This window comes from Brevundimonas sp. NPDC090276 (assembly GCF_044772165.1).
GTDB lineage: Bacteria > Pseudomonadota > Alphaproteobacteria > Caulobacterales > Caulobacteraceae > Brevundimonas.
Map to the genome: position 1 here is coordinate 436,984 of NZ_JBIVYK010000003.1, position 26,005 is coordinate 462,988.

General features: G+C 68.2%; 23 protein-coding genes. 3 read left to right on the top strand and 20 right to left on the bottom strand.

Features of this window, described 5'->3' with window-relative positions; all coding sequences use genetic code 11:
* Positions 1 to 77 precede the first annotated feature (77 nt).
* Positions 78 to 1,742 (bottom strand): thiamine pyrophosphate-binding protein, encoded by a 1,665-nt coding sequence (locus tag ACIQTU_RS14000; protein ID WP_400548307.1) that lies wholly within the window; start codon positions 1,740 to 1,742, stop codon positions 78 to 80.
* 97 nt (positions 1,743 to 1,839) lie between these two features.
* Between ACIQTU_RS14000 and ACIQTU_RS14005 the strand changes: the two genes are divergently transcribed.
* Together ACIQTU_RS14005 and ACIQTU_RS14010 are read left to right on the top strand one after the other, a co-directional pair.
* Positions 1,840 to 1,977 (top strand): entericidin A/B family lipoprotein, encoded by a 138-nt coding sequence (locus ACIQTU_RS14005; RefSeq protein ID WP_400548309.1) that lies wholly within the window; start codon positions 1,840 to 1,842, stop codon positions 1,975 to 1,977.
* Positions 1,978 to 2,076: 99 nt separating this feature from the next.
* Positions 2,077 to 2,481: a YidB family protein gene (locus tag ACIQTU_RS14010; RefSeq protein WP_400548312.1), complete on the top strand. Its 405-nt coding sequence runs from the start codon at positions 2,077 to 2,079 to the stop codon at positions 2,479 to 2,481.
* A gap of 3 nt (positions 2,482 to 2,484) precedes the next feature.
* On the opposite strand, the gene truA is transcribed toward ACIQTU_RS14010, so the two are convergent.
* The 7 genes from truA to ACIQTU_RS14045 all read right to left on the bottom strand — a co-directional run bounded on the left by truA (position 2,485) and on the right by ACIQTU_RS14045 (position 6,917).
* On the bottom strand, positions 2,485 to 3,234 hold the full coding sequence (truA, locus tag ACIQTU_RS14015; protein ID WP_400548314.1) for a tRNA pseudouridine(38-40) synthase TruA: 750 nt from the start codon (positions 3,232 to 3,234) through the stop codon (positions 2,485 to 2,487).
* Entirely contained in the window at positions 3,234 to 4,157 is a 924-nt protein-coding gene (gene fmt / locus ACIQTU_RS14020) for a methionyl-tRNA formyltransferase (RefSeq protein ID WP_400548317.1), read from the bottom strand. Before fmt ends, truA begins: the two co-directional genes overlap by 1 nt.
* A gap of 27 nt (positions 4,158 to 4,184) precedes the next feature.
* Positions 4,185 to 4,400, bottom strand: coding sequence for a hypothetical protein (locus tag ACIQTU_RS14025; protein WP_105563730.1), 216 nt, complete (start codon positions 4,398 to 4,400; stop codon positions 4,185 to 4,187).
* Positions 4,400 to 4,972 (bottom strand): peptide deformylase, encoded by a 573-nt coding sequence (gene def / locus ACIQTU_RS14030; RefSeq protein ID WP_400548320.1) that lies wholly within the window; start codon positions 4,970 to 4,972, stop codon positions 4,400 to 4,402. The genes ACIQTU_RS14025 and def overlap by 1 nt, the downstream gene beginning before the upstream one ends.
* 72 nt (positions 4,973 to 5,044) lie before the next feature.
* Positions 5,045 to 5,275 carry a hypothetical protein gene (locus tag ACIQTU_RS14035; RefSeq protein ID WP_400548323.1) on the bottom strand — a complete coding sequence of 77 codons (231 nt, stop codon included), beginning with the start codon at positions 5,273 to 5,275 and terminating at the stop codon, positions 5,045 to 5,047.
* A gap of 90 nt (positions 5,276 to 5,365) precedes the next feature.
* Positions 5,366 to 5,722 carry an acyl-CoA thioesterase gene (locus ACIQTU_RS14040; protein WP_400548997.1) on the bottom strand — a complete coding sequence of 119 codons (357 nt, stop codon included), beginning with the start codon at positions 5,720 to 5,722 and terminating at the stop codon, positions 5,366 to 5,368.
* Between the two features lie 136 nt (positions 5,723 to 5,858).
* A complete protein-coding gene (locus tag ACIQTU_RS14045; RefSeq protein WP_400548326.1) occupies positions 5,859 to 6,917 on the bottom strand; it encodes a patatin-like phospholipase family protein in 1,059 nt (352 codons plus the stop codon).
* A gap of 187 nt (positions 6,918 to 7,104) precedes the next feature.
* Between ACIQTU_RS14045 and ACIQTU_RS14050 the strand changes: the two genes are divergently transcribed.
* A complete protein-coding gene (locus ACIQTU_RS14050) occupies positions 7,105 to 8,262 on the top strand; it encodes a DUF1624 domain-containing protein (protein WP_400548329.1) in 1,158 nt (385 codons plus the stop codon).
* A gap of 6 nt (positions 8,263 to 8,268) precedes the next feature.
* On the opposite strand, the gene ACIQTU_RS14055 is transcribed toward ACIQTU_RS14050, so the two are convergent.
* The 12 genes from ACIQTU_RS14055 to ACIQTU_RS14110 all read right to left on the bottom strand — a co-directional run bounded on the left by ACIQTU_RS14055 (position 8,269) and on the right by ACIQTU_RS14110 (position 26,004).
* A complete protein-coding gene (locus ACIQTU_RS14055; protein ID WP_400548332.1) occupies positions 8,269 to 9,879 on the bottom strand; it encodes a sensor histidine kinase in 1,611 nt (536 codons plus the stop codon).
* Entirely contained in the window at positions 9,876 to 10,586 is a 711-nt protein-coding gene (locus ACIQTU_RS14060) for a response regulator (RefSeq protein WP_400548336.1), read from the bottom strand. The genes ACIQTU_RS14055 and ACIQTU_RS14060 overlap by 4 nt, the downstream gene beginning before the upstream one ends.
* A gap of 2 nt (positions 10,587 to 10,588) precedes the next feature.
* Positions 10,589 to 12,181 (bottom strand): DUF4153 domain-containing protein, encoded by a 1,593-nt coding sequence (locus ACIQTU_RS14065; RefSeq protein ID WP_400548339.1) that lies wholly within the window; start codon positions 12,179 to 12,181, stop codon positions 10,589 to 10,591.
* 174 nt (positions 12,182 to 12,355) lie between these two features.
* Positions 12,356 to 14,374: a TonB-dependent receptor gene (locus ACIQTU_RS14070; RefSeq protein WP_400548342.1), complete on the bottom strand. Its 2,019-nt coding sequence runs from the start codon at positions 14,372 to 14,374 to the stop codon at positions 12,356 to 12,358.
* Positions 14,375 to 14,395: 21 nt separating this feature from the next.
* A complete protein-coding gene (locus tag ACIQTU_RS14075; protein WP_400548345.1) occupies positions 14,396 to 14,929 on the bottom strand; it encodes a hypothetical protein in 534 nt (177 codons plus the stop codon).
* Positions 14,929 to 16,242 carry an MFS transporter gene (locus ACIQTU_RS14080; RefSeq protein ID WP_400548348.1) on the bottom strand — a complete coding sequence of 438 codons (1,314 nt, stop codon included), beginning with the start codon at positions 16,240 to 16,242 and terminating at the stop codon, positions 14,929 to 14,931. Before ACIQTU_RS14080 ends, ACIQTU_RS14075 begins: the two co-directional genes overlap by 1 nt.
* Before the next feature lie 91 nt (positions 16,243 to 16,333).
* Positions 16,334 to 18,289, bottom strand: coding sequence for a PQQ-binding-like beta-propeller repeat protein (locus ACIQTU_RS14085; RefSeq protein ID WP_400548351.1), 1,956 nt, complete (start codon positions 18,287 to 18,289; stop codon positions 16,334 to 16,336).
* 20 nt (positions 18,290 to 18,309) lie between these two features.
* A complete protein-coding gene (locus ACIQTU_RS14090) occupies positions 18,310 to 19,191 on the bottom strand; it encodes a ThuA domain-containing protein (protein WP_400548354.1) in 882 nt (293 codons plus the stop codon).
* A gap of 66 nt (positions 19,192 to 19,257) precedes the next feature.
* Positions 19,258 to 21,981, bottom strand: coding sequence for a TonB-dependent receptor domain-containing protein (locus tag ACIQTU_RS14095; protein ID WP_400548356.1), 2,724 nt, complete (start codon positions 21,979 to 21,981; stop codon positions 19,258 to 19,260).
* Positions 21,982 to 22,107: 126 nt separating this feature from the next.
* Positions 22,108 to 22,992 (bottom strand): HpcH/HpaI aldolase/citrate lyase family protein, encoded by an 885-nt coding sequence (locus ACIQTU_RS14100; protein WP_400548359.1) that lies wholly within the window; start codon positions 22,990 to 22,992, stop codon positions 22,108 to 22,110.
* On the bottom strand, positions 22,989 to 24,263 hold the full coding sequence (locus ACIQTU_RS14105; RefSeq protein WP_400548362.1) for a CaiB/BaiF CoA transferase family protein: 1,275 nt from the start codon (positions 24,261 to 24,263) through the stop codon (positions 22,989 to 22,991). Before ACIQTU_RS14105 ends, ACIQTU_RS14100 begins: the two co-directional genes overlap by 4 nt.
* Positions 24,256 to 26,004, bottom strand: coding sequence for a thiamine pyrophosphate-binding protein (locus ACIQTU_RS14110; protein ID WP_400548365.1), 1,749 nt, complete (start codon positions 26,002 to 26,004; stop codon positions 24,256 to 24,258). The genes ACIQTU_RS14105 and ACIQTU_RS14110 overlap by 8 nt, the downstream gene beginning before the upstream one ends.
* Position 26,005: the final 1 nt, after the last annotated feature.

The window sequence follows — 26,005 nt, forward strand, 5'->3', positions numbered from 1 at the left end:
CCCCTCGAAACTGCGAGGCGGCACTGTTCCCCCTCACGGCGTCGGGCGCAAGCCGCCGGACGCCGCAGGGGGTGACTTCAGGTCCCGCGCAGGTCGGTGATCGTCCGCCCCGGCGCGATCTGCTCGGCGTCGGTGATCAGGTGGATGAGGGCCGGACGACCGTCCGCCGCCGCTTCCCGCGCTGCAGCCAGGGCCGCCGGGAAGGCCTCTGTCGCCTCACAGCGCACGGCGAAGGCGTCGAAGGCCTCGGCGTATTTGACGAAGTCGGGGTTCTTCAGCTCGGTGGCGATGATGCGGGTCGGGTAGTCCCGCTCCTGGTGCATGCGGATGGTGCCGAAAGTGCCGTTGTCCACGACCACCACGATGACGCCGAGGCCGTACTGGGCCGCCGTGGCCATCTCATTGGCGCTCATCATGAAGTCGCCGTCACCGGCGATGCAGACCACCTCGCGCGACGGATCGACCACCTTGGCCCCCAGAGCCGCCGGATAGCCGTAGCCCATGGCGCCCGAGGTCGGGGCCAGTTGGGTGCGGCGAGCCTGATGGCGGTGGAAGCGGTGCAGCCAGGCGGCGAAGTTTCCCGCGCCATTGGTCAGGATGGCGTCTTCCGGCAGAACCTCGGCCAGATGGGCGATGACCTCGCTCATGTTGACCACGCTCTTGACCTCGATGGGCGAGGAGAAGGTCATGAAATCGGCATGGGCGGCAGCGCCCTGCTCGCTCCAGTTTCGGCCCGGATCAATGGTCGACAAAGCCAAGGCGGCGAGGGAGTTGTCGGAAGCGGCCGACAGGCTCGGCGCCCAGACGCGGCCCAGTTCTTCCGCGCCCGGATGGATGTGGATCAGGGTCTCGGCGGTCCTGGCGCGGTCCAGCAGGGTATAGCCCTGGGTCGGATTCTCGCCCATGCGGGCCCCGATCACCAGCAACAGGTCGGCGTCCTTGACGCGTGCGACCAGTTTCGGGTTCGGGCCGAGACCCAGATCGCCCGCATAGCCCGGATGATCGTTGCGGATCAGATCCTTGCGGCGGAAGGACAGGGCGACGGGCAGGCCCAGACGCCCGGCCCAGCCGGAAATGGCGTCAGTGGCGGCGTCGGTCCAGCCGGAGCCGCCGAGAATCAGCATGGGGCGCTCGGCCTTGGCCAGACGCGCCTTCACCTGTTCGACGAAGGCCGGGTCCAGCGCGGCCCTGGCGGCGACCACAGGACGCACGGGGGCGGGGCCGCCGTGGTCATGCAGGATGTTCTCGGGCAGGGCCACAACCACCGGACCCATGCGACCTTGCAAGGCCGTGGCGAAGGCGCGCTCGACCACCTCGACGGTGCGCTCGGGGCTCTCGATCTCGGTCGCCCACTTGGCCAAACCGCCGAAGACCTCGCGGTAGTCGACCTCCTGGAAGGCGCCCCGGCCGCGGTCGGTCAGGGCGATCTGGCCGACAAAGAGGATCATCGGCGTGGAGTCCTGATGCGCCGTATGCACCCCGATCGAGGCATGGGTCGCGCCCGGTCCGCGCGTGACCATGCAGACGCCCGGCTTGCCCGTCAGCTTGCCATAGGCCTCGGCCATGTTGGCGGCGCCGGCTTCATGGCGACAGACGATGACCTCGATGCTATCGCGCACGTCGGCCAGGGCGTCGAGCACGGCCAGATAGCTCTCGCCCGGCACACAGAAGACCTTGTCGATCCCGTTCATCACGAGGGTGTCGACCAGACGGCGGGCGGCGGTATCGAGAGCTTGCGTCATAAGATCGCCGTTAGCAGATTGAAGGATGAATTGGCCATGCAACCTTGTGGTCAAGCTTCACGTTAAGTCGCCAATCGTCTTTTTTCGGGGAATTCCCATGCGCAAGCTCATCATCCTCGGCGTCATCGCCGCCGCCCTGACCACCGCCGCCTGCAACACCGTGGCCGGCGTGGGCCGCGACCTGTCGGCCGCCGGTCAGGCCGTGACCTCCAGTTCCAACTCGGCCCGCAACTAGGGCCACGTCCCGGCGGCGGGGTTTGCGATCGTTTGCAATCCCGCCACACACGCTTCGCGTGGTTCCCCCATACTGCCGGCTTCACATCGGAGAATGACCATGGGACTTCTGGATAACGTGTTGGGCGGCCTCGGCGACGACGCCGCGGGCGGCCTGTCGGACCTGCTCAAGGGCCAGGGGGGCGTCGCCGGTCTGGCCGATAAGTTCGGTCAGAACGGCCTGGGCGACGTGGCCGCCTCCTGGATCGGCAAGGGCGCCAACGCCGGAATCTCGGCCGAGCAGATCGCCTCGGTGCTCGGCTCGGGCCCCATCGCCGACTTCGCCAGGAAGCTGGGCGTCTCCCCGGAACAGGCCAGCGAGACGCTGGCGGGCCTGCTGCCGGAAGCTGTCGACCGTCTGACGCCAAACGGTTCGGCCGAGGGCGCCGATGACCTGCTGGGCGGCCTGCTGAACAACCTGCCGGGCGGCATCGGCGACGCCCTGGGCGGCCTCTTCAAGCGCTAGAAACTAGGCCTCGGCCTCATAGGTGACGCCCGTCAGATAAAGCCCGTCTGACGGCGCCACCGGGCCGCAGCGGGCGCGGTCCTTCGCCGCCAAGGCATCCGCCAGGTCGGACACGGCCCAGCGGCCCAGACCGACCTCGGCCAGGCTGCCGGCCATCGAGCGCACCTGGCGGTGCAGGAAGCTGCGCGCCTCGAACACCAGATGCACTTCTTCGCCGACGCGGGCGACGCGGGCCACGTCCAGGGTCTTGACCGGGCTGGCTGACTGGCACTGGGCGTCTCGGAAGGTGGTGAAGTCGTGCAAGCCGACCAAGCCTTGCGCCGCCGCGTGCATCGCCTCGGCGTCCAGCGGCTTCTTGACGTGCCAGACGCGGCCCCGGTCCAGCGCCGGGCGGCCGGGGCGATTGAGGATGCGATAGAGGTATTTTCGCCCATTGGCGGTGAAGCGGGCGTGCCAGTCGTCGCTGACGGGCGCGCAGTCCAGCACCGCCACCGCCTCGTGCATCAGGTGGGCGTTCAGGGCGTTCATCACCGTCCGCGCCGGCCAGTCCTTGTCCAGATCGACGTGGCAAGTCTGGCCCGTGGCGTGGACCCCGGTGTCGGTGCGGCCCGCAGCGGCGATACGCACGGTCTGACCGGAAAAGGCGGTCATCGCCGTCTCGATGGCGCCCTGCACCGTCGGCTGGCCGGCCTGGGCCTGAAAGCCGTTGTAGGCCGAGCCGTCGTATTCGACCGTGAAGCGGTAGCGGGGCATTACCCGAGCACGGTTCCAGCCGGGACCGCGAAGCCGCGCAGCATCTCCTCGGCCGACTGCGCCGCCTTGCCGGGGCGCTGCACGCGGGTCAGGCGCACCGCGCCGGTTCCGCAGGCCACCGTCAGGGCGTCGTCCAGAATCTGACCGGGCGCGCCCTGCCCGTCAGCCAGAGCCGACATCAGGGCCTTGATTCGCACCGACTCCCCGTCGGCCTCAACCTCGAACCAGGCGCCCGGGAAGGGCGACAGGCCGCGGATATGGGCGTCCACCTCGGCGGCGGGACGGCTCCAGTCTATGCGGGCCTCGGCGGGGGTGATCTTCCTGGCGTAGGTCGCTTCGCCCGTCTGTTCGGTCTCGGTAAAGCCGCCGCGCTCGATGGCGGCCAGGGCGCGGGGCCACAGGGCGGCGCCCAGATGCGCCATGCGCTCGGTCAGGCTGGCGGCCGTGTCGTCGGGATAAATGTCCATGACCTCGGACAGGATGATGGCGCCTTCGTCGAGGCCCTCGCTCATCCGCATGATCTGGGCGCCGGTCTGGCGGTCGCCGGCCATGATGGCGCGCTGGATCGGGGCGGCGCCGCGCCAGCGCGGCAACAGCGAGCCGTGCAAATTGAAGCAGCCCAGACGCGGCGCTTCCAGCACTTCAGGCTTGAGGATCTGACCGTAGGCGACGACGCAGGCGGCGTCGAGGTCCAGGCCACGGAAAGTGTCGATGGCCTCCGGCGACTTCATGCTCTCGGGCGTAAAGACGGGCAGGCCCATGGCCTCGGCGAAGGCGTGAACCGGCGACGGCGTCAGCTTCTGGCCCCGGCCCTTGGGGCGCGGCGGCTGCGAATAGACGGCGACGATCTCGTGTCCCGAGGCGATCAGCTCGGCCAGCGACGGCACGGCGAAGTCGGGGGTTCCCATGAAGGCTAGGCGCATGGCCACGCCTTTAGACCGTGGGGCGGATTACATCCAGCGCGTATAGACGCCGCCGCCCTCGTCCCACTCGCCGCCCGCGTCGAGCGCGTCGTCGAAATCAAGCAGGCGGTCCAGCAGCAGACCCGCCACCACGCCGACCGCGGCGACGGCGACGATGGTGGCCAGGCTGGCGGCGCCGACCTTCTGATTGCGGGTCAGGCGGCGACGACCGCGCGGGTCGATGATCGTGGTCTTGCGGGCCATCAGGCGGCGAGCCTTGCGTTCTTCTTGACCTTGGCGACGGCCCGTTCGCGGCGCAGACGCGACAGGTGGTCGATGAACAGGACGCCGTTCAGGTGATCCAGTTCGTGCTGGAAGCAGACGGCGTAGAGACCTTCGATCTCTTCCTCGATCTGCTCGCCGGTATAGTTGAGGTAGCGGACGCGGACGCGGGCAGGGCGTTCGACGGCGTCGAAATATTCCGGCACCGACAGGCAGCCCTCCTCGTAGGAGAACATCTCATCCGAGGCCCAGATCACTTCCGGGTTGACGAAGTAGCGCGGGTTGCGGCGCGCCAGGGCGTCTTCCTCGGTTTCCGGTTCGTCCGGCTGGCCCTCGACGACCTTGTCGCCCAGATCCATGACCACGACGCGCTTCAGCTCGCCGATCTGGGCGGCGGCCAGGCCGATGCCCGGCGCCGCGTACATCGTCTCCAGCATGTCGTCCATGAGGGCGCGCAGCTCATCGGTCACGCCGCCCTCCACGGGCGGGGAGACGGCCTTGAGGATCGCCAGATCGGCGGCGTTATCGATGGTCAGGATGCGACGAATAGCCATGCCCCGCAGGTAGGGTGCGGGCGGCCCAACGTCAAGAATTTCCGAGTGCGGCGCTTGGTCTTGGCCTGGCCGTCAGGCGGCGGGCATGGCCGTATCGGCGGCCATCAGCACCAGATTCACGACCAGCCAGCCCAAGCCAACGGCGATGACGATGGCGCCGAGTCCCATGGCCTTGAAACGAGTGCGGCACAGGGCCTCGAACCGTTCGGGATCGTCAGCCCGCGCCACCCGCCGCCGCGCATGACCCTTGGTGTAAACGACGCCGCTGCTACGCGCTCTGAGCAGAGGGACCAACTCCCGCATGATCAGGAACAGCCCAGCAAAAATCGCAAACCACATAACGTCGCTCAGCCCCCAAGCCTCCCCCGAGGCGCCGAGCGAACATTGATTGGTTTAAGCTTGGCTGTCCATAACCGGCGGCAGGGCGCGCGGCTTGCGGTCGGAATCGATGGCGACATAGGTGAAGACGCCTTCGGTCACGCGGACCGAACGGGCCTCGGGCTCGCCGCGCGAGCGCTTCCACGCCTCGACATGGACACGGATCGAGGTGCGACCCGTGTGGATCACCTTGGCGTAGGTCGAGACCTCGTCGCCGACCGAGACCGGCTGGTGGAAGACCATGCCGTCCAGGGCCACGGTGGCGCAGCGACCATTGGCGCGCTCGAAGGCCGGGGTGGCACCGGCCAGGTCCATCTGGGCCAGCAGCCAGCCGCCGAAGATGTCGCCCTCGGGGTTGGTGTCGGCGGGCATGGCGATGACGCGGCCGACAGGCTGGCCTTCGGGAAGCTGGGCGGGGGTCTGTTCGGCGTCGGTCACGATCGGAGCCTTGAAAGTCTTGGGGAGAAGGGCTTCTCCATGCGCCTCGCGTTGGACCGCATCAAGGCCTCTATCCGCGCGGTCGCAGCCGATCCAGCAGCCCCTGCAGGCCATGCCGCTCGGCCACCGGCGAGCGCCACAGCTCGCCCGCCCGCGCCCGCTCGCGCGCGGCGTCGAACAGACGCTTCATCGTCGCCGTGTCGAAGCTGAGCATGCCGCCCATTTCGGGCGCGTCCGGGATGGAGGCGACGCTGATCGGCAAGCCCTGAGCCGCGCAGAAGGTCGTCGCCGTCCCCAGGGCCTGGCGATAGGAAAAACGCAGCATGGCGTCGAAGCTGCGGGTCAGGATGGCGGCCATGTTCGGCGCCGTGGTGCGCGGTGCGGGCTCCAGCACCGTATTGACCAGAACATAGGCCCGCCCGCCATGCAGCCGTCGTCCCAGCCGGTTCCAGCGCAGCAGTCCCTCGGGCATCAGGAACAGCGGCGCGGCGACCCCGCCGTCCACGTGCATCTCCTCGAACTTGTCGCCGTCGACCTCGCAGGGAATGCGACGCGGCGGGAACAGCCCCGGCAGGCTGGCCGAGGCGGCCAGGACCTCGCGGAACAGGGCCACCGCCTTGTCCCCGCCGTGTGCGGCGACGGCCCCCATGTCCCAGATGCAGGCGCGCTGGCTGTCCAGATCGGTCGTCGCCACCAGCAGCCGCCGCCCGCGCGCGTGTTCGGTTGCTACAGCGTCGATCAGGGCCTCGTCGACGAAGGGATGGATCAGGGCGTCCAGGGCCTCGCCCTGAAACAGGCCGCCGGTGAAGGTCGAGGCCAGGCGACGCAGGCTCAGCAGGTCGGCGGCGTGCCCCCCGACATAGGCGTCGGCCAGACGCTCGTCCCAGGCCGGCCCCAAAAAGGCGAAGGGGGCGATCAGGGCGCCGGTGCTGACCCCGGTGACCAGGGCGAACTCGGGCCGCGCCCCCGCCTCGGTCAGACCGACCAGGGCCCCTGCCCCATAGGCCCCGCCCGCCGCGCCGCCGGAAATGGCCAGCATGTCGAACCGCCCCGACGCCCAGCCCGAACGCGGCAGCGACAGACGATCCGCCGCCGCCTCGAGCGAGACCTCGGCCTGTTCGACGCTCAACCGAATGTCGGAAAAGCCTGCGATCCGCCCCTGACCCGGTGGCGGCGCAGGCAGTCTGCCCCGGGGCAGGCGTCGGACGGGAAGGATGGGTTCGCTCACACAGCTTTCATCGGACGCGGCGCGACGGTCGTCAAATGATCCTGTCGATAATTTGTAATGTTATTTCGTATCACTTACGCTTGATCGAATGACGCCTCCAGCCGCCTCCTCCACCGCCATACCCTCGGCCCGCATCCCGTCCATCGACGCCCTGCGGGGTCTGGTCATCCTGTTGATGCTGGTGGACCACGCGCGGGAGTTCTTCTTCATCCACGCCCAGGTCTCGGACCCGATGGATGTCACGGCGACCTCTCCGGCCCTCTTCTTCACGCGGCTGACGGCGCACCTGTGCGCGCCGGTCTTCGTGGCCCTGACCGGGCTGAGCGCCTGGCTCTACGCCTCGAAGAAGGGCGGCGCGCCAGCGGCCTCGGCCTTCCTGTTCAAGCGCGGTCTTTTCCTGATCGTGCTGGAGCTGACCCTGGTCAGCTTCGCCTGGACCTTCTCCCTGACGCCGACCACCATCTTCCTGCAGGTCATCTGGGTCATCGGCCTGTCGATGATCGCGCTGGCGGCCCTGGTCCATCTGCCGCGCGGCCTGCTGATCGCCCTGGGGCTGGTCATCGTCCTGGGCCACAATCTTCTGGACCCGATCACCGTGGCCGAGGGCGCGCCGGGCCACGCCGTCTGGGCCGTGCTGCATGATCGCGGCTATATCGACCTGCCCTGGGGCGAACAGGCGCGGACCTCCTATCCCCTGCTGCCGTGGATCGGCGTGATCGCCCTGGGCTACGGGATTGGCCCCTGGTTCGCGGCTGAAGGCGCGACACGCCGCCGTCGGCTGGTCGCCCTGGGCCTCGCCATGCTGGCGCTGTTCGTCGGCCTGCGAACGCTCAACGTCTATGGCGATCAGCCCTGGGCGATGCAGCCCGACCTGCTGCACACGGTGATGAGCGTGCTGAACCTGACCAAGTATCCGCCCTCGGCCGATTTCCTGTTGGCGACGCTGGGCATCGGCGCCCTGTTGCTGGCCGGGCTTGAACGGGCGCCGCGCCGGCTGGTCGGCCTTCTCGCCGTGTTCGGCGGCGCGCCGCTGTTCTTCTACCTGATCCACCTCTACGGCCTGCACCTGCTCAATCTGACGGCTCTGGCGCTGTTCGGCGCCAATCAGGGCGAGGTCTTCAGCGTGCCGGACGTGGGCTGGATCTGGCTGCTGGCGGTCGCTGTCGCCGTCCCCAGTTGGTTCGCCTGCCGCTGGTTCGCCGGGCTCAAACGCCGCAGCTCACAATGGTGGATGAAGTACCTCTGAGCCCCCTCAGGAAGAGCCGCGCCCAGCCTGCGCGCACGGCAAGGCGATCTCGAACACGGCCCCGGTCGTCGCCGACGCCAGCACCAGTTCCGCATGATTGGCCCGCAGGAGCGACTGGGCGATCGACAGGCCCAGGCCGGCGCCGCCTTCGCTGCGGCGGGTGGTGAAGAAGGGCTCGAAGATTCGCCCCCTGTCGCCCTGTGCGATTCCCGGACCGTCGTCGGCCACGCCAAGGCGGACCTGATCAGCCTCGACGCGGGCCGTGATCCGGACCTCGGCGGCGCCCACCTGGCGACTGTTCTCCAGCAGGATGGTCAGGGCCATCTCGAGGGTGGCCTCAGGAACGGCGACCCGGGGCAGGTCGGTCGGCAGGTCGATCCTGATCGTCAGGCCGCCTTTCAGGGCGTCGGCGATTCGGGCCACGACCCGTCGAACATCGACCGCAGCGCCGACCTCTGGTCGCGCCATGTCGGCCCGCGCCAGGTCCAGCAGCCGCGTCACCAGATCGGACAGGCGTCGCGCGTCAGACGCGATATTGCCGAGAAAGCGGCGACGCTGGACCGCCTCCATGTCGTCGGCGTGATCCTGAAGCAGTTCGACCGCGCCCTGGATGCCGGCCAGGGGCGTCTTGAACTCGTGGCTAACGGCGGCGGCGAAGTCGCGCAGATAGCGGGAGCGGCGGTCGACCGCTTCGGCCATCCGCCCGAAGTCCTCATAGAGGTCGCGGATCTCGACCGCCGCCGTCGCCGGCGGGGGCGGCACCGCCCCGCCGCCATGGGTGACGTCGCGGGCGACCCGGCGCAGGGCCTCGATCGGTCGGGCGATGCCGCGCGAGACCACGACCGCCAGGACGGAGAGCAGGCCGAGGACGGCGACGATTCCGAACAGGATCTTGCCCCTGTCCTGATAGATGCCCTTGAACAGGGCGCGCGGCGACCGCGAGGCCAGGATCACGCCCTCGACCCGGCCGTTCACCACCACCGGCCGGGCGTGATGGATGCGCAGGCCCGAGGCCCGGCTGAGCCACTCCATGTCGTAACGCGGCTGATAGGCGGCATTGCGACGCAGGACCGTGGCGGACGCGCCGGACAGGGCGGCCTCGACCTCGGGCAGGTCGCGCCAGCTCCCGCCCCGCCCCAGGCCGCGCACCACGGCGCCGTTGCGGTCCATCAGCACCAGGGAGGCCAGGGTGGTGCGGCTGGTCTCGTCCATGATCGGCCCCAGACGTTCCGCCGCGACGACGGCGGACTGTTCGAGCGGCATGGCGGCTGCGCGAACCGGCGGTCGCGGCGCCAGGACGGGATCGGTGCGCAGGTCGATGCGGGCCGGCTCGGGGCGGAAATAACCTGGCGCCGCCCGCTGGGCGTCGGTCGCGGGCAGGCTTCGCGCGCCCGGCCACAGGGTCTCCGCCGCCGCCGACAGGGCCGCCGTCTGGGCGATCAGTTCGGCCTCGGTCTGGCGGACTAGGGTATTCTCATAGACCCGAAGGAAGATAGCCCCTGCCCCCGGCAGGACCGCCGCGAAGACCAGCACCGACAGCAGGATGGTGCGCAGACGCAAGGCAGGCCAGTGCGCCCGCACAAAGGCCCGCGCCCTTTGGACAAGGCCGCCGATCACGCCATGTCGCCTCGGCACGGCCCCATCTGATAGCCGACGCCCGCGCGGGTCTCGATCACGTCGGAGGCCCCGAGCGCGGCGAACTTGGCGCGCAGGTTGCGCACATGGCTGTCAATGGTCCGGTCGGTCAGGGCGAAGCCCGGCCCATGAATGCGGTCGATGATGGCGTCGCGGGTGAAGACCATCTGCGGCGTCGCGGCCAGGGCCTTGAGGATGCCGAACTCGGTCGTGGTCAGCGCCACCTCCCGATCATCCCAGCGCGAGCGCCAGCCGTCCGTGTCCAGCGACAAGCGACCGATGCGCACCGCGCCCGGCGGCGGGGGCGGCGGCGACAGGTTCACCCGGCGCAGGATGGCGGCGACGCGGGCCACCACCTCGCGCGGGCTGAACGGCTTGACCACATAGTCGTCAGCGCCCAGTTCGATGCCGAGGATGCGGTCGATCTCGTCGTCGCGCGACGACAGGAAAAGGACCGGCAACTGGCCCTGGGCGCGGATGCGGCGGCAGACCTCGATCCCGTCCATGCGCGGCATATTGATGTCCAGGATGACCAGGTCAGGCGTCTGAGCGGCGATGGACGCCAGGGCCGCCTCGCCGTCCCCGGCCTCGCGCGTCGCCAGTCCGGCCTTGCCGAGGGCGAAGGTCAGAAGGTCGCGGATATGCGGGTCGTCATCGACGACCAGAACGGTGCGCTGCATGATCGCCATGTTCAGACTCCGGCTTCAGAGGTCAACGGGGCAGCGACCGGCGCGGGCGGCGCCGTTGTCGCCGGGGCCGTAATCGGGGCGGTTACGGACTGCGGAATGATCGCTCCGTCGCAGTCGCGCAGACCCGGCAGCGGTGTCTGCATGAGACGACCGGCGGTCAGGCGCGCCACGCGATCCAGCCTTCGTGCGTCCCGCCAGCGCCAGCCCCGCCATTCGGCCTGATGCGCCTGCATCGTCGCCATCTGGCGGGCGCGGACGGCGGCGACGCGATCCTTGAATGCCGGGTCCGAGGCGCGCTGCTCCAACTCGACCAGAGAGACCAGTGCCGCGCCATTCAGGCTGTCGAGATAGCAGAGATCCAGTCGCGCGCCCTGACCGGCGATTTCCCGCGCATGGCGCACGTTCCAGGACGCCGCCACCGCGCCCAGGTCCACCACGCTGACCGCCGCCAGCACCGCCAGGGCCGCGCCGACATTGGCGTTGATCAACCAATGCGCGCTTCTGTTCCTCAGCAGACGCCAGCAGATCAGGGCCAGACCGACGCCGACCAGCACCATCCAGATCATGGCCGCGATGCGGAACCGGGTCAGGGAATAGACCTCGATATAGTCCGCCGTCCGCAGCAGGCTGGAGGCCACCAGCAGCAGGTTCTGCCCGACCCAGAGCATGACCAGGCCGCGGACCAGCGGCCGCGTCGCCGTCTCGGAACCCGGCCGCAGGAAGACCAGAACGAACAGGCCCGCCAGCAGGGCCGTGACGATCAGGGGATAGGCGCCGCGATGGGCGTATTCGGCCAAGGTCACACCCTCGGGCAGAGGCGCGCCGCTCCACAGAAAGGCCAGATCCAGCCCGTTCTGCACCGCGAACAGCAGGTTGAACACGACCAGCGACAGGGTGACCGAGGCTGCGGCGCCGTCAGGGATGGTCCGCCCCTGCCGCGACGGCAAGGCGATCAGCCGCCGCCGCCAGCGCGGACGCAGAACGCTCCAGATCGCGATCAGGGTCGCCAGCCAGAAGACGACGCGCGCCACCGTCTCATCCGTCAGCGGCGGCAGCCGCAGCCGCGCCAGGAGTTCGCCGATCAACGGATTGGCGCTGGCGAACAGGCCCAGGAACACAGCCCCGCCCAGAATCGGCAGCAGCAGCAGACGAACCGCCCCAGACAGTTTCAGCCTGCGCCCGCGCTTCCGGTTGTTCCGGTTCATGCGGAACAGGTCGATCCATGGCCCGACCGCAGCGACGGCGGCGTGGACGACCAGCCTCTGCGCCCAGCGCCAGGCCTCCTCGCCGCTCCGGACCCGCACCGACTGCACCGCGATCGTCAGGGCGAGGCCGAACAGCACCCAGGCCAGAAAGCCAGGCCGGTCGATCATCACCATGGCCAGAGCCACCGCCCCACCCGCCGCCGCCAGGCCCCGCCGGTCCCTGACCCAGCCCTTCCGAAACAGGGCCGCCACCCCCAGCCACAGCAGGGCGAACAGGCCCAGGGTCGCGCCGGGTCGCTGCATGAAGAACAGGCCATCAGCCGCCGCGACGAGCAGGAGCGCGGCGCCGGCCTTCAGCCAGAATAAGGATCGAAGGGATGAGTTGGACACGAGCGGACGACGCCTCCTTTTCGGAAGCGCCGCTTGTCGCCAGCCCGCATCAAGCCGCGATAGCTGAACCGTCGAGTTTCAGAGCAGGAAGCATCCAGAAGCTGTGCAGATGTGAAGAGCCCGGAAGCGCCAACAACGGACGTTGAAACACAGCCGAGCTTCGGACCTTCAGCTTCAGTAGTTCAGCCGCATCCCGACGCTGAGGGTGCGCGGCGGCCCAAAGCCTTCAACGCCGGTCCCGGTCTCCGACACCTCGACCTCGACGTCGAACAGATTGTCGGCGGCCAGCCACAGCGATGCAGTGTCGTTGACCCGCCAGTCAGCGCGCACGTCCACCGTCACCGCCGAACCCAGCACCCTGCTGTTCAGGTCGTCCTCAAACCGCTGGCTCTCATAGCGAGCGCGAGCGGTGAGCGTCAGACGGTCGCTGGCGCGCCAGTCGATCCCGGCCGAGGCGCTCCAGATCGGGGCCTGGGCCGGGCGCAGGCCGGTCAGTTGCGGCGCGGACGTCCCGCCGTCCACACGAGCGTCGGTGATCGACACGGCGCCGGTCAGGTCCAGGCCGCCGCGCAGGGTCTGGCGGGCGCTGATCTCGACGCCGGTCGCCTCTATGGTCCCGGCGTTCTGGCGCTGGCGCAGCACGCCGCCGGCGGGCACGAAGCCCGCGCGGGGGAAGGTTCCCGGTCCCTCGCCGATGGTGACGTTGACGATGGCGTCCTCGATCCGGTTCCAGAACAGGGTGACGCCCAGCGCAGAGATCGGCCCCTCGAAGGCCAGCCCCGCCTCAATGCCTTGCAGGGTTTCAGGGACCAGACCGGCGTTGGCCTCGGTCAGGTCGTTGCCGACGCGGAAGGGCCGATGCAATTCGTTCAGCGTTGCGGGCCGGAAGCCGGAATAGGCCGCGGCCCGCGCCGCCCAGCCGCCGCCGATCATCCGCCGCGCCGCCAGACGCGCGCTGACCACCTCGCCCGAGCGTTCAGGATCGAGCTCGTCCAACGTCAGCGCATCAGTGGCGAGGTCACGCTCCAGCCGCCGCCCGTTCCGGTTTTTCCAGCCGTCCAGCCGCAGACCGCCGGCGAACAGCCAGGGTCCGGTTTCCAGCGAGCCCTCACCGTAAAGTCCCGCCACCGAGGTCTCCCCCCCGGCGATCCGGTCGCGCGTGTAGTTCCCGCCCATGTAGCGGAACAGTTCGTGGGTTTCGCCCTCGTTGAAACGGGCGTCGCCGCCGACCTCCCATTCCAGACGCCCCCCGAGACCGTCGCGACGACCGCGCAGGGCGGCGTTCAGGCCCCAGCCGGTCGCGGGGGTCTCATACTGGTTGTTGGCGGGCGTGGTCGTCGCCCGATCCGCCGCCACGGCTACCGAGGTGTTGGCGAAGTCGCTTTCGCGGCGCCAGGCCTGGAGCCGCCACCCCGTCTGCCCGGCGGTCGCCTGACGCGCGACGGCGGCTGACAACACATGGCCGCTGGCGGTCGAGCGCGCACCCGCCAGGCCCGAACCGCGATCCTCTTCATAGGCCGCTGCCCTCAGCGACAGGGCGACGTCGCTCAACGGGATATCGGCACGCAGGGACGCGCTTCTCGCCTCCAGATCAAGCGGCGTATCGGCCGCCCCCGCCGCCGTCCCGCGCACGGGGACATAGCCGTCGCTGGTCTCATAGAGGACCGACCCGGTCAGGCGCGCCGGCCCGGCATCGACGCCGCTCGATCCCGCCAGCCGCGCCCCGCTGCGCTCGGCGATGGAGGCGTCCAGCACCCCGCCACGCTCGCGTTCCCTCAGTTGGATCACCCCGGTCAGGGCGCCCGCGCCATAGGGACCGGCCCCGGCGCCGCGCACGATGTCCAGGCTTTCGATGCTTTCGGTCGGCAGTTGCGACCAGATCACCCAGCCGCCGAAGGGATCGTTCAGCGGCACGCCGTCCAGCGTCACCAGCGTCCGTCCCGCCCCCGAGGGAGCGATGGCGCGCAGGGACATGCCCTGCGTCGTCGGGTTGGCCGCCAGACTGGAGGTCCGCCGGAACAGGGACACCGCGGGAACCGTCGCCAGGGCTTCATCGAGCCGGGTCGAGGTCGACAGCGCCTCCTCGCCCAGGCGGATCACCGAGAAGGCCGCCTCCCCCGCCGCCGGAGGAAGACGGGCGGCGGTGACGATGACGTCGTCAACAGTCGTGGTCTGCGGCTGGAACTCTATCACCCGGACGTCCTTGTCGATCGCCTAGCGCGGCGGCAAGGCCTTCGACAGATAGTCGATGACCGTGTTGATGTCGTCCGCCGAGGCCTGCATGCCGTTCGACTCCATACGAGCGACGATGGAATCCCACTCCGCCTCCGTGTGTCCGTTGGCCGTGACCAGGACTAGGGAATGGCAGGTCCCGCACAGACGCTGGGCGACGTTGCGGCCCGGCCCCTGAGGCAGGACGCCCGGCTGAACCAGCGCCTTGACCGGCTGGGCCGCCGGGGCGGGCGGGGCGACCACCTGAACGGTCGGCGGGGCCTTGGCCGGGGGAGCAGTCGGCCCAACCGCCTCGGGCTCAGCAGCGGGCTCGACCGGCGGCGCGACCTCAGGCGGGGGTGCCGGTGCTTCACTTGCGCCGAAGGCCGGGGGCGCCGCCGGAGCAACCTCCGCCAAGACGACCTTGTGCGATCCGTCCGCCGGATTGGACGGCTCGCAGGCGGACAGACCCACGGCCAGGATCAGCGCGACGCCCGCGCCCAGTCGCGGGATGGAGACGGGATAAGTCTTCGCCATCACGCCGCCTCCACCGCGGTCGGCTCCGCGATGCGTTCGACCCTCCCGACCAGGAAGGTGTAGGAGAAGGCGCCGATCAGGGCGAGGACGCCGATCATCGCCAGGCCGCCGAAGAAGGAGCCGGTGGCCGCGACGATGAAGCCGATCATCATCGGCGTCACGATCCCGGCGAGGTTGGTGCAGAAGTTGAAGACCCCCGCCGTCAGTCCGATCAGGCTCTTGGGCGCCACGTCCGAGATCAGGGTCCAGCCGAGGTTGGACATGCCCTGGCCGAAGAAGGCGACCGACATGACCGCGATCACCAGGACATCGGACTTCAGGAAGGCCGCCGAAATGATGGTCGAGGACAGCAGCAGACCGGCGACGATCGGCAGCTTGCGGCCAAAGGTGGCCGAGCCGCTGCGCTTGACCAGGGCGTCCGACAGCTGACCGCCGAACACCACGCCGACCGAGGCGGCGATGAAGGGCAGGACCGCCATCCAGCCGACCTTCAGCCAGGGCATGTCTCGCTCGACCACCAGATAGGTCGGGAACCAGGTCAGGAAGAAGACGAGCGTGGCGTTGGTCGCGAACTGGCCGATCGAGGCGCCGAGAATCTGGCGCTTGCCCAGCAGCCAGCCGATCTGTTTCCACGAAAAGGGCGTCTTGCCCGTCGCCGCCGACAGACCGCCGCCGCCCGCCGCTATGTGATCCAGCTCGGCCTGATTGACGATGCGGCTGTGCTCGGGATCACGATAGACCCACCACCACAGACCTGCGAACAGCACGCCGATCACGCCGGCGATGATGAACAGGGCACGCCAGCCGAAGGTCCCCGTCACCCAGAAGAGAACCGGGCTGAGGAAGGCGATGCCGAAATACATGCCGACGGAATAGACGCTCTGAGCACGGGCGCGCTCGCCCTGCGGGAACCAGGCGACCAGGATGCGGCTGTTGGCCGGGAAACAGGGCGCCTCGGCGGCGCCGAGCCCGAGGCGATAGATGATCAGGGAAGTCAGGCCGGTGGCCGCCCCCTGCAAACCGGTGAAGATCGACCACACCCCGACGGACAGGGCATAGGTCAGGCGGACGCCGAAACGGTCCAGGAACATGCCGCCCGGAATCTGCGCCAGGGCGTAGCTCCATGAGAAGGCCGAGAAGAGGATGCCCATGGTGGCCGCGCCGAGCGCGAGATCCTCGGCCATCCGGGGGGCCGCGACCGCCAGAAGCGAGCGGTCCAGATAGTTGATCATGGTGCCGACGGCGATCAGGGCCAGCACGACGTATCGCACGTGGGTCCTGTTCGGCGGCGTGACGGGCAGGGCTGCATCCATTGGGATAATCCACTGACTATTAGTTCGGTCCGACCGGCGTCGGATCGGGAGGCGCCCCGCGAAACCCTCAGGCCTCGCGGGACGGTCGGCGCTAGGGGAGGACGAAGGCGTTGAGGGTGTCCGACATTCGTCTGGCGGCGACGGCTGTGCCGCCTGCCCCGGTCACGACGACATACTGTTTGCCGTCCTTGCCGAGGTAGGTGACAGGTGTGGAGTGGGCGCTGGCGTCCAGTTCGACCGACCACTTCACCTCGCCGGTCCGGGCGTCGAAGGCCCGGAAGGTCTGGTCGTTGGTCGCGCCGATGAAGACCAGGCCGCCGGCGGTCTGGATGTTGCCGCCCAGATTGCGCGCCCCGGTGGCCACATCGGTCTTCAGTCCCGGAATGGCGCCCAAAGGCGCGCGCCACAGAATCTCGCCCTTGCTGATGTCGACCGCGACCAGTTCGCCCCAGGGCGTGGGCGTGCACGGCAGCATGGTGTCGGCGTCGATCCGATAGCTGAAGCCCGACTGGGTGATCGGCGCATTCGGATCAACCGGGCCGCGACGACGCGGCGGACGCGGTCCGCCGAAGATCGGCGTCACCGGGCCGGCGGCGCGGAATTGACCCATGTTCTGAACATTGACGATGAAGACGTCGGACGTCGGGTTGTAGGACGGCCCGCCCCAGTTCGGCCCGCCCAGGGTCGAGGGGAAGCTGAGGGTGCCGCGCGTCATCAGCGGACGCCCGTAAAGGCCCGCCACCTGGATATTGTTCTCATCCCAGAAGGCCGTGCAGTAGGCGTGCTGCTCTGGCGTGATGTTGGGGATTTCATCGCGCGTCATGGTCACGCGCGCCAGAGGGCCGGGCCGCACCGGGAAGGGCTGGGTCGCCCAGGCCTCGTCGGCCGGATCATCGCTTCGCGGGGTCGGACGCTCCTCGATCTGATGCAGGGGACGGCCGGTCTGGCGGTCATAGACGAACAGCAGGCTCTGCTTGCCGGTCAGGGCCACAGCCGGGATGGTCCGATCGCCCTCGCGGAAGTTCACCAGGATCGGCGGGGTCGGCATGTCCCAGTCCCACAGGTCCTTGTGCGTGACCTGATGGTGCCATTTCAGCGCACCGGTCCGGGCGTCGAGGGCGATGATGCTGTTGGCGTAGAGCTCAGACCCCTGGGCCCGGCCATTCAGGTCGCCGACGGGGGCGAAAACGATGCCGTTTTCCTCGTCGATGGTGATGGTCGACCAGACGTTGGCGCCGCTGCGGTCCTTCCATTCATCGCCGACATAACCTTCATGATTGGCCTCGCCGGGTTGGGGCACGGTGTGGAAGGCCCAGACCAGTTCACCGGTGCGGACATCCCAGGCGCGCACGTCCCCGCGCGGGCCGGGCGGGCCCATCTCGCCGGGGCGAGCGCCGGTGATCATCAGGTTCTTGTAGATGGCGACCGGGTTGGGAATGGTGAAGGTGTCACGGCGGCTTTCGCCCACGACCTCGGACGCTACGCCCACGTAGGCGTCGACCTGGCCGTTCTGGCCGAAGTCCGTCGCCAGTTGACGCGTGCGCACGTCCAGCGCCGCCAGATAGCCCTTGTCGGTGGCGAAGATAATACGCGGGCCGTGCGTCTCGTCGCCCGGCCACCAGGCGATGCCGCGACCGTGGATGTTGCGGTCCGATTCCCATTTCCACAGCACCTCGCCGGTCTCGGGCGAGATGGCGGTGATGGTGGACTTGAGGTCGGGCAGGTTGGGATTGGTCGGGGTCGAGACATACATGACCCCGTCGATCACCAGGGGCGTCACCTCCCAGCGGTGATCCAGGCCGCGGTCGCCCTCCTCGTCCGTGCCGCCGCCGTAGCGGAAGGTCCAGGCGCGCTTCAGCTGGCCGACGTTGTCAGGCGTGATCTGGGTCAGGGGCGAGAAGTTGGTCGCGCCGGGGTTCTGGCCATAGCTGCGCCAGGTCCTGCCGTCGTCAGTCCGGGCGCCGACGGTCTGGGCCAGAGCCGGGGTTCCGGCCATGAGGATCAGCGACAGGCAGGCGCCGACGCCTTTCAGGGCGCGTCTGGTCATGGGGCGTTCCTTTGCGATTTTCATTGTTGGGGCGCGTCGGGCGTGACATCGGCTTCGGTCAGGCCCAGGGCCCATTTGATGCCTTCGAGGTGGAAGGTGCGGACGGCGGGGTCGTCCCAGATCTGCTCGACGTGACCGAGCGAGCTGACGAAGACCCGGCCCTTGCCGTAGGTCTTGGCCCAGGCGACCGGGAAGTCGCCGTCAGGACGACGCGCCAGTTGCTCGGGCGTCAGCCGCGACGGATCAAGGCGCAGGATGGTGTGGACGCCGCCCCTCACATAGGGCGCGCCCATATAGGGAAATTGATCGGTGATGGTGGTCGGCAGGCCGGCCGCGCCGGGGAAGGTCGGGTCGGACACGATGACGCCCGTCGGCTCTACCCGATACTCGCCGGCCATGAAGCCGCCGATCATCTCGCCATAGTCAGGCCAGTCATAGAAGGCGATCGTTGCGGCGTGGCCGCCGATGAAGCCCTTGCCGTCTTCCTTCACGAAGGCCAGCAGGTCGGCTTTCTGCTGGTCGGACAGGTTCCCCGAGCCGCTGCTCAGCAGGAATACAGCGTCGAAATAGTTGAGGTTGCGGGCGTTGACGGGCCGCCCCTGATAGCGTGTCCCGGTCCCGAGGATGGGCTCGCGGGTGATCAACTGGGAGTCGGTGCGGAGGAAGGCGACATAGGCCCCGCTTTCGCGCCCCATCTGCTCGATCACCGCCATGGCGTGGTTGATCGAGTCGTGATGGAAGCCGGTCTGGACGTCGGCGATGACCAGCAGCTTCTTCTGTCCGGCGTAGGGGTCGGCCATGGCCTGGCCCGGCGCGGGCGCCTGGGCAGCGGCCAAGCCTGCGCCCGCCCAGACGGCTGTCGCCGTCATCAGCGCCGCCAGCATCATCTTCAGCTTGATCAACTTGGTCCCTCCTTTGAAAACACCTCGACCGGAGGCGGCCCCTCGCCGCCTCCGGTCAAAGCCGGCTCAGAACGCCTTGGTCAGCTCCAGCGACCAGACCCGACCGAACGGGTTGTGGTTGCCCAGGTCCACCGCCGTCGTGCCGCTGAGCACGATGGGCGGTTGTTCGTCGGACAGGTTCTGGACGTTCACCGCCAGGCGAACCCCGTCGAGCGCGCCGCCGAAACGTCCGTCCTCGAATGAGTAGGCCACGCCCGCATCCCAGGTCGTCCAGGCCGGGATTTCCGTGTCGGGCAGCTTGACCCCGTTCACGGTGATGGTGGCGTTGTTCAGGTAGGATCCGACGTAGTTGGCGCTCAGGTTGGCGCTGAGACCGCCGCGACGATAGTTGACGTTGAAGCGCCCGCGTTCGGACACCTGGAAGCCATAGGTGTCCAGGGCGTCGAACAGGGGGCCGCCTGCGACCACGCTCTTTTCAAGGTTAAGAACCTTGGAGAAGCTGGCGTTGAAGGTGAAGTCGCCGAACGCGGTCTCGTGCAGATAGTTGGCGCCGAAATCGAGCCCGCTCTGCTTCACCTGGCCCAGGTTCAGGCGCCCGCCGGCGATGATCCCGACCATGGAGCAGTCGTTGATGGTCGAGGGCGAGAAGACCGCATTCTTGTCAGTCAGCCAGGGCAGGTAGGCCGGATTATAGGTCGAGTAGTCGCCGTTGACGCAGGTCGTCGGCTGCGGGGCCTTGATGAAGAAGTCCTTGTACAGTTCCAGGTTGGCCGGGCTGGACAGGATCAGCGTCTGGTTCGGAAGGTTCTCGATCCGGTCTTCGTAGCTGACGTTGTAATAGGTGAGGCTCAGCTTCAGCGACGGCAGGTAGTTGGGGCGATAGTCCCCGCCCAGCGACCAGATGGTCGCCGATTCCGGTCGCAGCCCCTCGGTATTGCCGGTTCGCGACAGGACCGCGCTCTGGCCGGAAGCGATATTGGTGATCGGGATGGTCGGATCGTTCAGGCCGTTGCTGACATAGACCCGGTTGGTCTGGCCCACCGTGGCCGGGTTGGCCTCAATCAGGGTCGGCGCCCGGAAGGAGGTGCCCCAGCTGCCGCGGATCAGAAGCTCATCCGTCGGACGCCAGGTCAGGCCGATCTTGGGATTGGTGGTGTCGCCCGCATCCGAATAGCTATCGTACCGCAGAGCCGCGCTCAGATCGAGCGACTGCACGAAGGGCACGCCCATGTCGTTCGAGACGATCGGCACGAAGACTTCGCCGAAGGCCGACTTCACATCGCGCGCGCTCTTGGTGAAACGCGAGACCTGATAGTCGCCAGCCAGGTTCAGGGTGTTCTGCGCCTTCAGATAGAGTTTGTAGCGCGAGTATTCCGCGCCCGCCGCCAGACGAACCGCGCCGGCCGGCAGGTCGAACAGAACCCCGTCCACCTTGCCCACCGCGTCGAACAGAACGGTGTCGTATTGCTGGATGAAGCCGCCGACCAGGGCGTCGGCGCCCGCCTGCGGACCTTGCAGGAAGGGGTTGAAGCCCCACGAGGCGTTGTTGGCGATGACGTTGGCGACGGTCGTGTTCACCTGCGGCTGACAAACATTGCACGAGTCGGTCTTGCCGTAGGTCAGCAGGCCGGAGAACCGATAGTCCTTCGGCAGCTCCAGCGTCATGTCGATCGAGTGATTGATCGTCTCCTCGCGGTTCTTCTGATCGCGCGAGGTGTCGGGATTGTTGAGCGAGTAGTTATAGACGACGGTCTGGTTCGCCGTCGGATTGGGCATGCCCGGAATATAGTAGGGGCTGCCGGGCGTCAGGCGGATGGCCACCCGCTCGAAGCCGTCGCCGGAGCGCGATTCATTGGTCCGCAGATTGTAGATGCCGGTGTAGCCAAGCTCGAAACCGGGAGCGATTTCCTGGCGCAGTTTGAACATGGCCGCATGGCGTTCGCGGGCCGTGTAGAAATCATACAGATACGAGGAATCATACAGGTCCGGGTCGCCGCTCAGCGCGATCACGTCCGCCGCCGTCGGCACTGCGCCATTGGTGTTCGGCAGGCCGTAGACGGTGTTGCCGATGATCAGAGCCCCGGGCGCGTCGGGATAGACGGTCGTGCCGACCAGGCGGTTGTCGTTCCCGCCAAAGGGCCGCAGGTCCAGCATCATATAGTCGCGCTCGCTGCGCGGAACGCTGTCGTTCTTGTCCCACGAACCGGCAAACATTGCGCTGCCGCTGCCCCAGGACTTGCCGATCACGCCATCGACAACATACTGATTATACAGTGAGTTGGTGTAGCGGGTCGTGACCTCGGCCCCGTCATAGTTGCGACGGGTGATGTAGTTGACCACACCGGCCACCGCGTCCGAGCCATAGATGGCCGAGGCGCCGTCGGTGACGACCTCGACCCGCTCGATCGCGGAAAAGGGAATGAGGTTGGGGTCGGACACCTGGGCGTTGCCGCCCTGGGGCACGACGCGACGGCTGTCGAACAGGACCAGGGTGGCGTTGTTGCCGAGACCACGCAGGTTGACGCCGGCGGCGCGGCCGCCCGACGAGGCCAGGGTTGTGCCCTGGCTGGAGGCCTGCGGCAGGCTGGCGACCAGGGCGCTGGCGTCGCGCGCCGGGGCCTGGACCAGGTCTTCACGCGTCATGCCGACGGTGGCCGACCCGACGGGCGCCACGCCCCGGATGGCCGTGCCGGTGACGACGATGTCCTCGACCTGAACCGTCTGCTCCGGTTCCGACCCGGCTTCCTGCTCCTGAGCCAGAACCGAACTGGCCGAGAGAAGCCCGACCACGGCTGCCGTTCCCATCAGAATACGACGGATGTTCCCCCCCTCGCTGACAGACAGCGAGCTCCGATCTTCCTTACGCATTTCACATTCCCCATACTGACGACTTCTTCTTGAGCCGCCATTTTTGTTTTATTTCTTGGAACTAGATTTGAATTTACTCTCTATTGAACTCTTGCGATCAAGCACGCTGACCGCCCTACTCAGAACAGGCTTGTCGATCATCCTGCCGTTGACTGCGAAGGCGCCCTGCCCAGCCATCCGGGCGGCGTCCACGATCGCCAGGGCCTCGGACACCTCGGCCTCGCTCGGCGCAAAGACCTGGTTCAGCACGGCGATCTGATCGGGATGGATGCAGGTGGCGCCGACATGGCCCAGCCGCCGCGAGCGCTCGGCCAGGCGGCGATAGGCTTCCAGATCGTCAAAGCGCGTGGCCGGTCCCGCCAGACCCAGGGGCAGCACCCCGGCCGCTACGGCGACGATAATCATCTGCTGACGCGGATAGGTCAGCAGCTCCTCCGAAGGCTCGACCCCCAGGTCGCGCGCGAAATCCTCATTGCCCAGATTGACCGCAGCGACCCGCGCGCTGGCCTCCAGGCTCGCCGACATCGACAGGAAGCCGCGGGCCGTCTCGATCAGAACCACCAGACGCGTCGCGCCGATCTCTCGCCCCGCCGTCCATTCAGCCGACGCGATGACTGGCTCCAGCCGCAGGATGTCCGCCGCGCCTTCAACCTTGGGCACGACCAGGGCGACGGCGCCCGCAGCAACGGCGGCGGCGATGTCGGCGTCGGCCAGTTCCGGCTCGGCGTTGATCCGCACCAGCACGTCGGCGCCCCAACGCCCGACGGCCTTGACCGCCGCCTTCAGGGACTGGCGCGCGGCGGCCTTGTCCTCGGTCGGCACCGCGTCCTCGAGATCGAGAATGACGGCGTCCGCCTGGGCCAGCCGCGACGAGGTCACATGCTTGTCGCGATGGGCCGGGACATACTGGAGCGAACGCCAGACCGGGGTCATGCCGCATCCTCCGCCTGAGGCGGCACGGCGCCGGCGACGACGCCCTCGGTGATCAGGCTGGCGACCTGCGCCTCGTCCAGACCCAGTTCCGCCAGCAGTTCCGCGTTGTGCTCGCCCAGAGCCGGCGCCGCCGCCCGGATCGATCCCGGCGTGTCCGAAAGGCGCGGCACCACGTGATGCATGGGAAGCAGATCGAGCTCGGGGTCGGGATAGTCGGCCAGAATCTCGCGCTCGATGACGTGCGAGTCCTGCATGATCTGGGCGATGTCGTAGATGGGTCCGACTGTGACCTCGGCGGCTTCCATCAGGGCGACCAGCTCCGCCTGATCGTGACGCCCGATGAAGTCGCCGATGGCTTCATCCAGCGCGATCACGTTCGCCAGCCGGTCGGCGTTGGTGCAGAAGCGCGGATCCGTGACCAGATCGTCGCGGCCGATCGCCTTGAGAATGCGCATGGCCATGGTCTGGGTCGAACCAGACAGGCCGACATATTTGCCGTCCCGGCAGCGATAGACATTGCGCGGCGCCGAGTTGCCGGATCGGCTGCCTTCGCGTCTGCGCCCCTGACCGGACAGTCGATAGTTGGCGGCCTGCGGCCCCAGCAGGGCGAACAGGGGATCATAAAGCGGCAGGTCGATCACCTGACCCTTGCCGCCCGGCCGTTCGGCCTCGCGCAGGGCCAGCAGCGCCGCCGAAGCTCCGTAGGAGCCGGCCACGCCGTCCGCCAGATACATGGGCGGCAGCACCGGCTCCCGGTCGTCGAAACCATTGATGGCGGCGAAACCCGACATGCCCTCGATCACGGTGCCGAACCCGGGCCGTTGACCATAGGGACCGTCCTGCCCCCAGCCCGAGACGCGCACGATCACCAGCCTGGGGTTGATCGCCAGCAAGGTCTCGGGGCTGAAGCCCATCTTTTCCAGCACGCCGGGACGGAAGCTCTCGACCAGGATGGCCGCCGTCGGGACCAACTTCAGAAAGATGTCCTTCGCCTGCGGATTGCGCAGGTCCAGACCCAGGCTCTTCTTGTTGCGGGCGTAGATCTTCCAGTGTGTCGAAACGCCCCTGGTCTTCCAGCCGCGCAGGGTGTCGCCGGCGGGCGGCTCGACCTTGATCACCTCGGCGCCGAAGTCGCCCAGGATCTGGGTCAGGACATTGCCCGCGAACAGGCGCGACATGTCCAGCACCCGCACCCCGTCCAGCGGGCCGACGGCGTCCGGCTGATAGTCCCGTCGGTGGAGACCCTGATGAAGCGGCGGGCCGTCAGTCATTGCCGGTCGCCAGGAAGTCAGCGATGTCCCAGTAGCCGGTGCGCGGCATCGGCACGTCGCCGCGCGTGCGCACTTCCAGCAGGAAGGGGCCCCGCTCGGCCATCGCGGCGCGAACGCCCGCCTCCAGATCGGACGGCTCCTCGATCAGGGCCGACTGGATGCCGAACGACCTGGCCAAAAGCTGGAAGTCGGGGTTGTAGAGCTCACCGTCCGGCGAGCGGAATTCCGTGCCCTGACGGTTGTTGAAATAGGTCGTGCCGACCGTGCGGATGGTCGAGTAGCAGAAGTTGTTGAACAGGACCCAAAGCACCGGAATGTCCAGCTCGACCGCCGTCGTCAGCGCGCCCAGAACCGACATCAGCCCGCCGTCGCCGACCAAGCCCAGGACCTTGCGATCCGGCGCCCCCATGGCGGCGCCGACGGCGGCGGCGGGGGAATAGCCCATGGTCGCCATGCCGCCGCTGGTCAGGAAGCCGTTGCGCCCCTGAATCTCCAGCTGCTGGCCGGCGCCGTTCTTGTTCCAGCCCACATCCGTGACGAAGATGGCGTCGGCGGGGGCGGCGTCGGACAGGACCTTCAGCAGGCGCGCCGGGTGGATCGGCTTGGTGTCGATCTCCTGGGTTTCCTTCAGTTCCTCGCGCCAGGCGGCCTTGCGTTCGTCGAGCAGCGCCCGCTGGGTCTCGACCACCGCCTGAGGCCGCGGCTGCTCGCCCAGGGCCGCCGACAGCTGGGCGAGGGTCGCGCGGGCGTCGCCGACGATGCCGATATCAACCGGATAGCTCTTGCCGATCTCCTGCGGGTCCAGGTCGATCTGGATCAGTTTCGTGCCGGGAATATTGAAGGTGTGCTCGGGCCGCCAGGAGCTGCAATCCGCCTCGCCGAAGGCGGTGCCGACGGCCAGGATGACGTCGGCGGTGCGCGTCGTGTCATTGGCGACGCGCGCGCCCCAGATGCCCGTCGTGCCCAGCGACAGGGGGTGGTTTTCGGGGAAGACGCCCTTGCCCACCAGGGTGGTGGCCACCGGCGCGCCCATTTGCTCGGCCAGCGCCTTCAGCGCCTCATAGGCGCCGGACAGGGCCACGCCGTTGCCGGCGAAGATGACCGGATTGGTCGCGGCCTTCAGCATGGCGACGGCCTCGGCCACGCCCTCGGCGTCGCCCATCGGACGGGCAAAGTTGGGACGCCGCGAGCGGGTCTGGGCTTCAGCTGAAATCTTCTGGGCGAAGACATCCATCGGAATGTCCAGCAGCACGGCGCCGGGGCGTCCGGTCTGGGCGATATTCAGGGCCCGATGCATGACGTCAGGCAGGTGGCGGGCATCATCCACGCGCCAGACCCGCTTGCAGATCGGCTTGAAGATGTCGCCCTGCGACGCGTCAGCGTGCAGGCGCATGCTCTGATGCGCCTCGCGCGGGTGGTGATAGGTCGGCGTGTTGCCGGTGATGACCAGCATCGGCGTCCCGTCCATCGCCGCCGAGGCCACGCCGGTCACCGTATTGGTCAGGCCGGGCGACAGGTGGACGTTGATGACCGCCAGCTTGCGCGACACGCGGTAGTAGGCGTCGGCGGCGTGAACCGCCTGCTGCTCATGGCGGAAGGAAACGTATTCGATACCCAGTCGGTCGCAGGCGTCGATCAGGGCGTAGTTGGTGTGGCCGCACTGGCCAAAGACCTTCTCTACCCCCTCGTTCTTCAGGCATTGGGCCATGAAGATGGCGCCGGTTACGCTGTCTGCTGACATA

Bases quoted from the DNA above. Each gene is read 5' to 3' on its own strand.
- ACIQTU_RS14000 (WP_400548307.1), bottom strand. From the start codon at position 1,742: ATGACGCAAGCTCTCGATACCGCCGCCCGCCGTCTGGTCGACACCCTC.
- fmt (WP_400548317.1), bottom strand. From the start codon at position 4,157: ATGCGCCTAGCCTTCATGGGAACCCCCGACTTCGCCGTGCCGTCGCTG.
- ACIQTU_RS14085 (WP_400548351.1), bottom strand. From the start codon at position 18,289: ATGACCAGACGCGCCCTGAAAGGCGTCGGCGCCTGCCTGTCGCTGATC.
- ACIQTU_RS14110 (WP_400548365.1), bottom strand. From the start codon at position 26,004: ATGTCAGCAGACAGCGTAACCGGCGCCATCTTCATGGCCCAATGCCTG.
- ACIQTU_RS14005 (WP_400548309.1), top strand. From the start codon at position 1,840: ATGCGCAAGCTCATCATCCTCGGCGTCATCGCCGCCGCCCTGACCACC.
- ACIQTU_RS14080 (WP_400548348.1), bottom strand. From the start codon at position 16,242: ATGGATGCAGCCCTGCCCGTCACGCCGCCGAACAGGACCCACGTGCGA.
- truA (WP_400548314.1), bottom strand. From the start codon at position 3,234: ATGCCCCGCTACCGCTTCACGGTCGAATACGACGGCTCGGCCTACAAC.
- ACIQTU_RS14040 (WP_400548997.1), bottom strand. From the start codon at position 5,722: ATGCCCGCCGACACCAACCCCGAGGGCGACATCTTCGGCGGCTGGCTG.
- ACIQTU_RS14075 (WP_400548345.1), bottom strand. From the start codon at position 14,929: ATGGCGAAGACTTATCCCGTCTCCATCCCGCGACTGGGCGCGGGCGTC.
- ACIQTU_RS14025 (WP_105563730.1), bottom strand. From the start codon at position 4,400: ATGGCCCGCAAGACCACGATCATCGACCCGCGCGGTCGTCGCCGCCTG.
- ACIQTU_RS14105 (WP_400548362.1), bottom strand. From the start codon at position 24,263: ATGACTGACGGCCCGCCGCTTCATCAGGGTCTCCACCGACGGGACTAT.
- ACIQTU_RS14050 (WP_400548329.1), top strand. From the start codon at position 7,105: ATGACGCCTCCAGCCGCCTCCTCCACCGCCATACCCTCGGCCCGCATC.
- def (WP_400548320.1), bottom strand. From the start codon at position 4,972: ATGGCTATTCGTCGCATCCTGACCATCGATAACGCCGCCGATCTGGCG.
- ACIQTU_RS14060 (WP_400548336.1), bottom strand. From the start codon at position 10,586: ATGGCGATCATGCAGCGCACCGTTCTGGTCGTCGATGACGACCCGCAT.
- ACIQTU_RS14010 (WP_400548312.1), top strand. From the start codon at position 2,077: ATGGGACTTCTGGATAACGTGTTGGGCGGCCTCGGCGACGACGCCGCG.
- ACIQTU_RS14035 (WP_400548323.1), bottom strand. From the start codon at position 5,275: ATGCGGGAGTTGGTCCCTCTGCTCAGAGCGCGTAGCAGCGGCGTCGTT.
- ACIQTU_RS14100 (WP_400548359.1), bottom strand. From the start codon at position 22,992: ATGACCCCGGTCTGGCGTTCGCTCCAGTATGTCCCGGCCCATCGCGAC.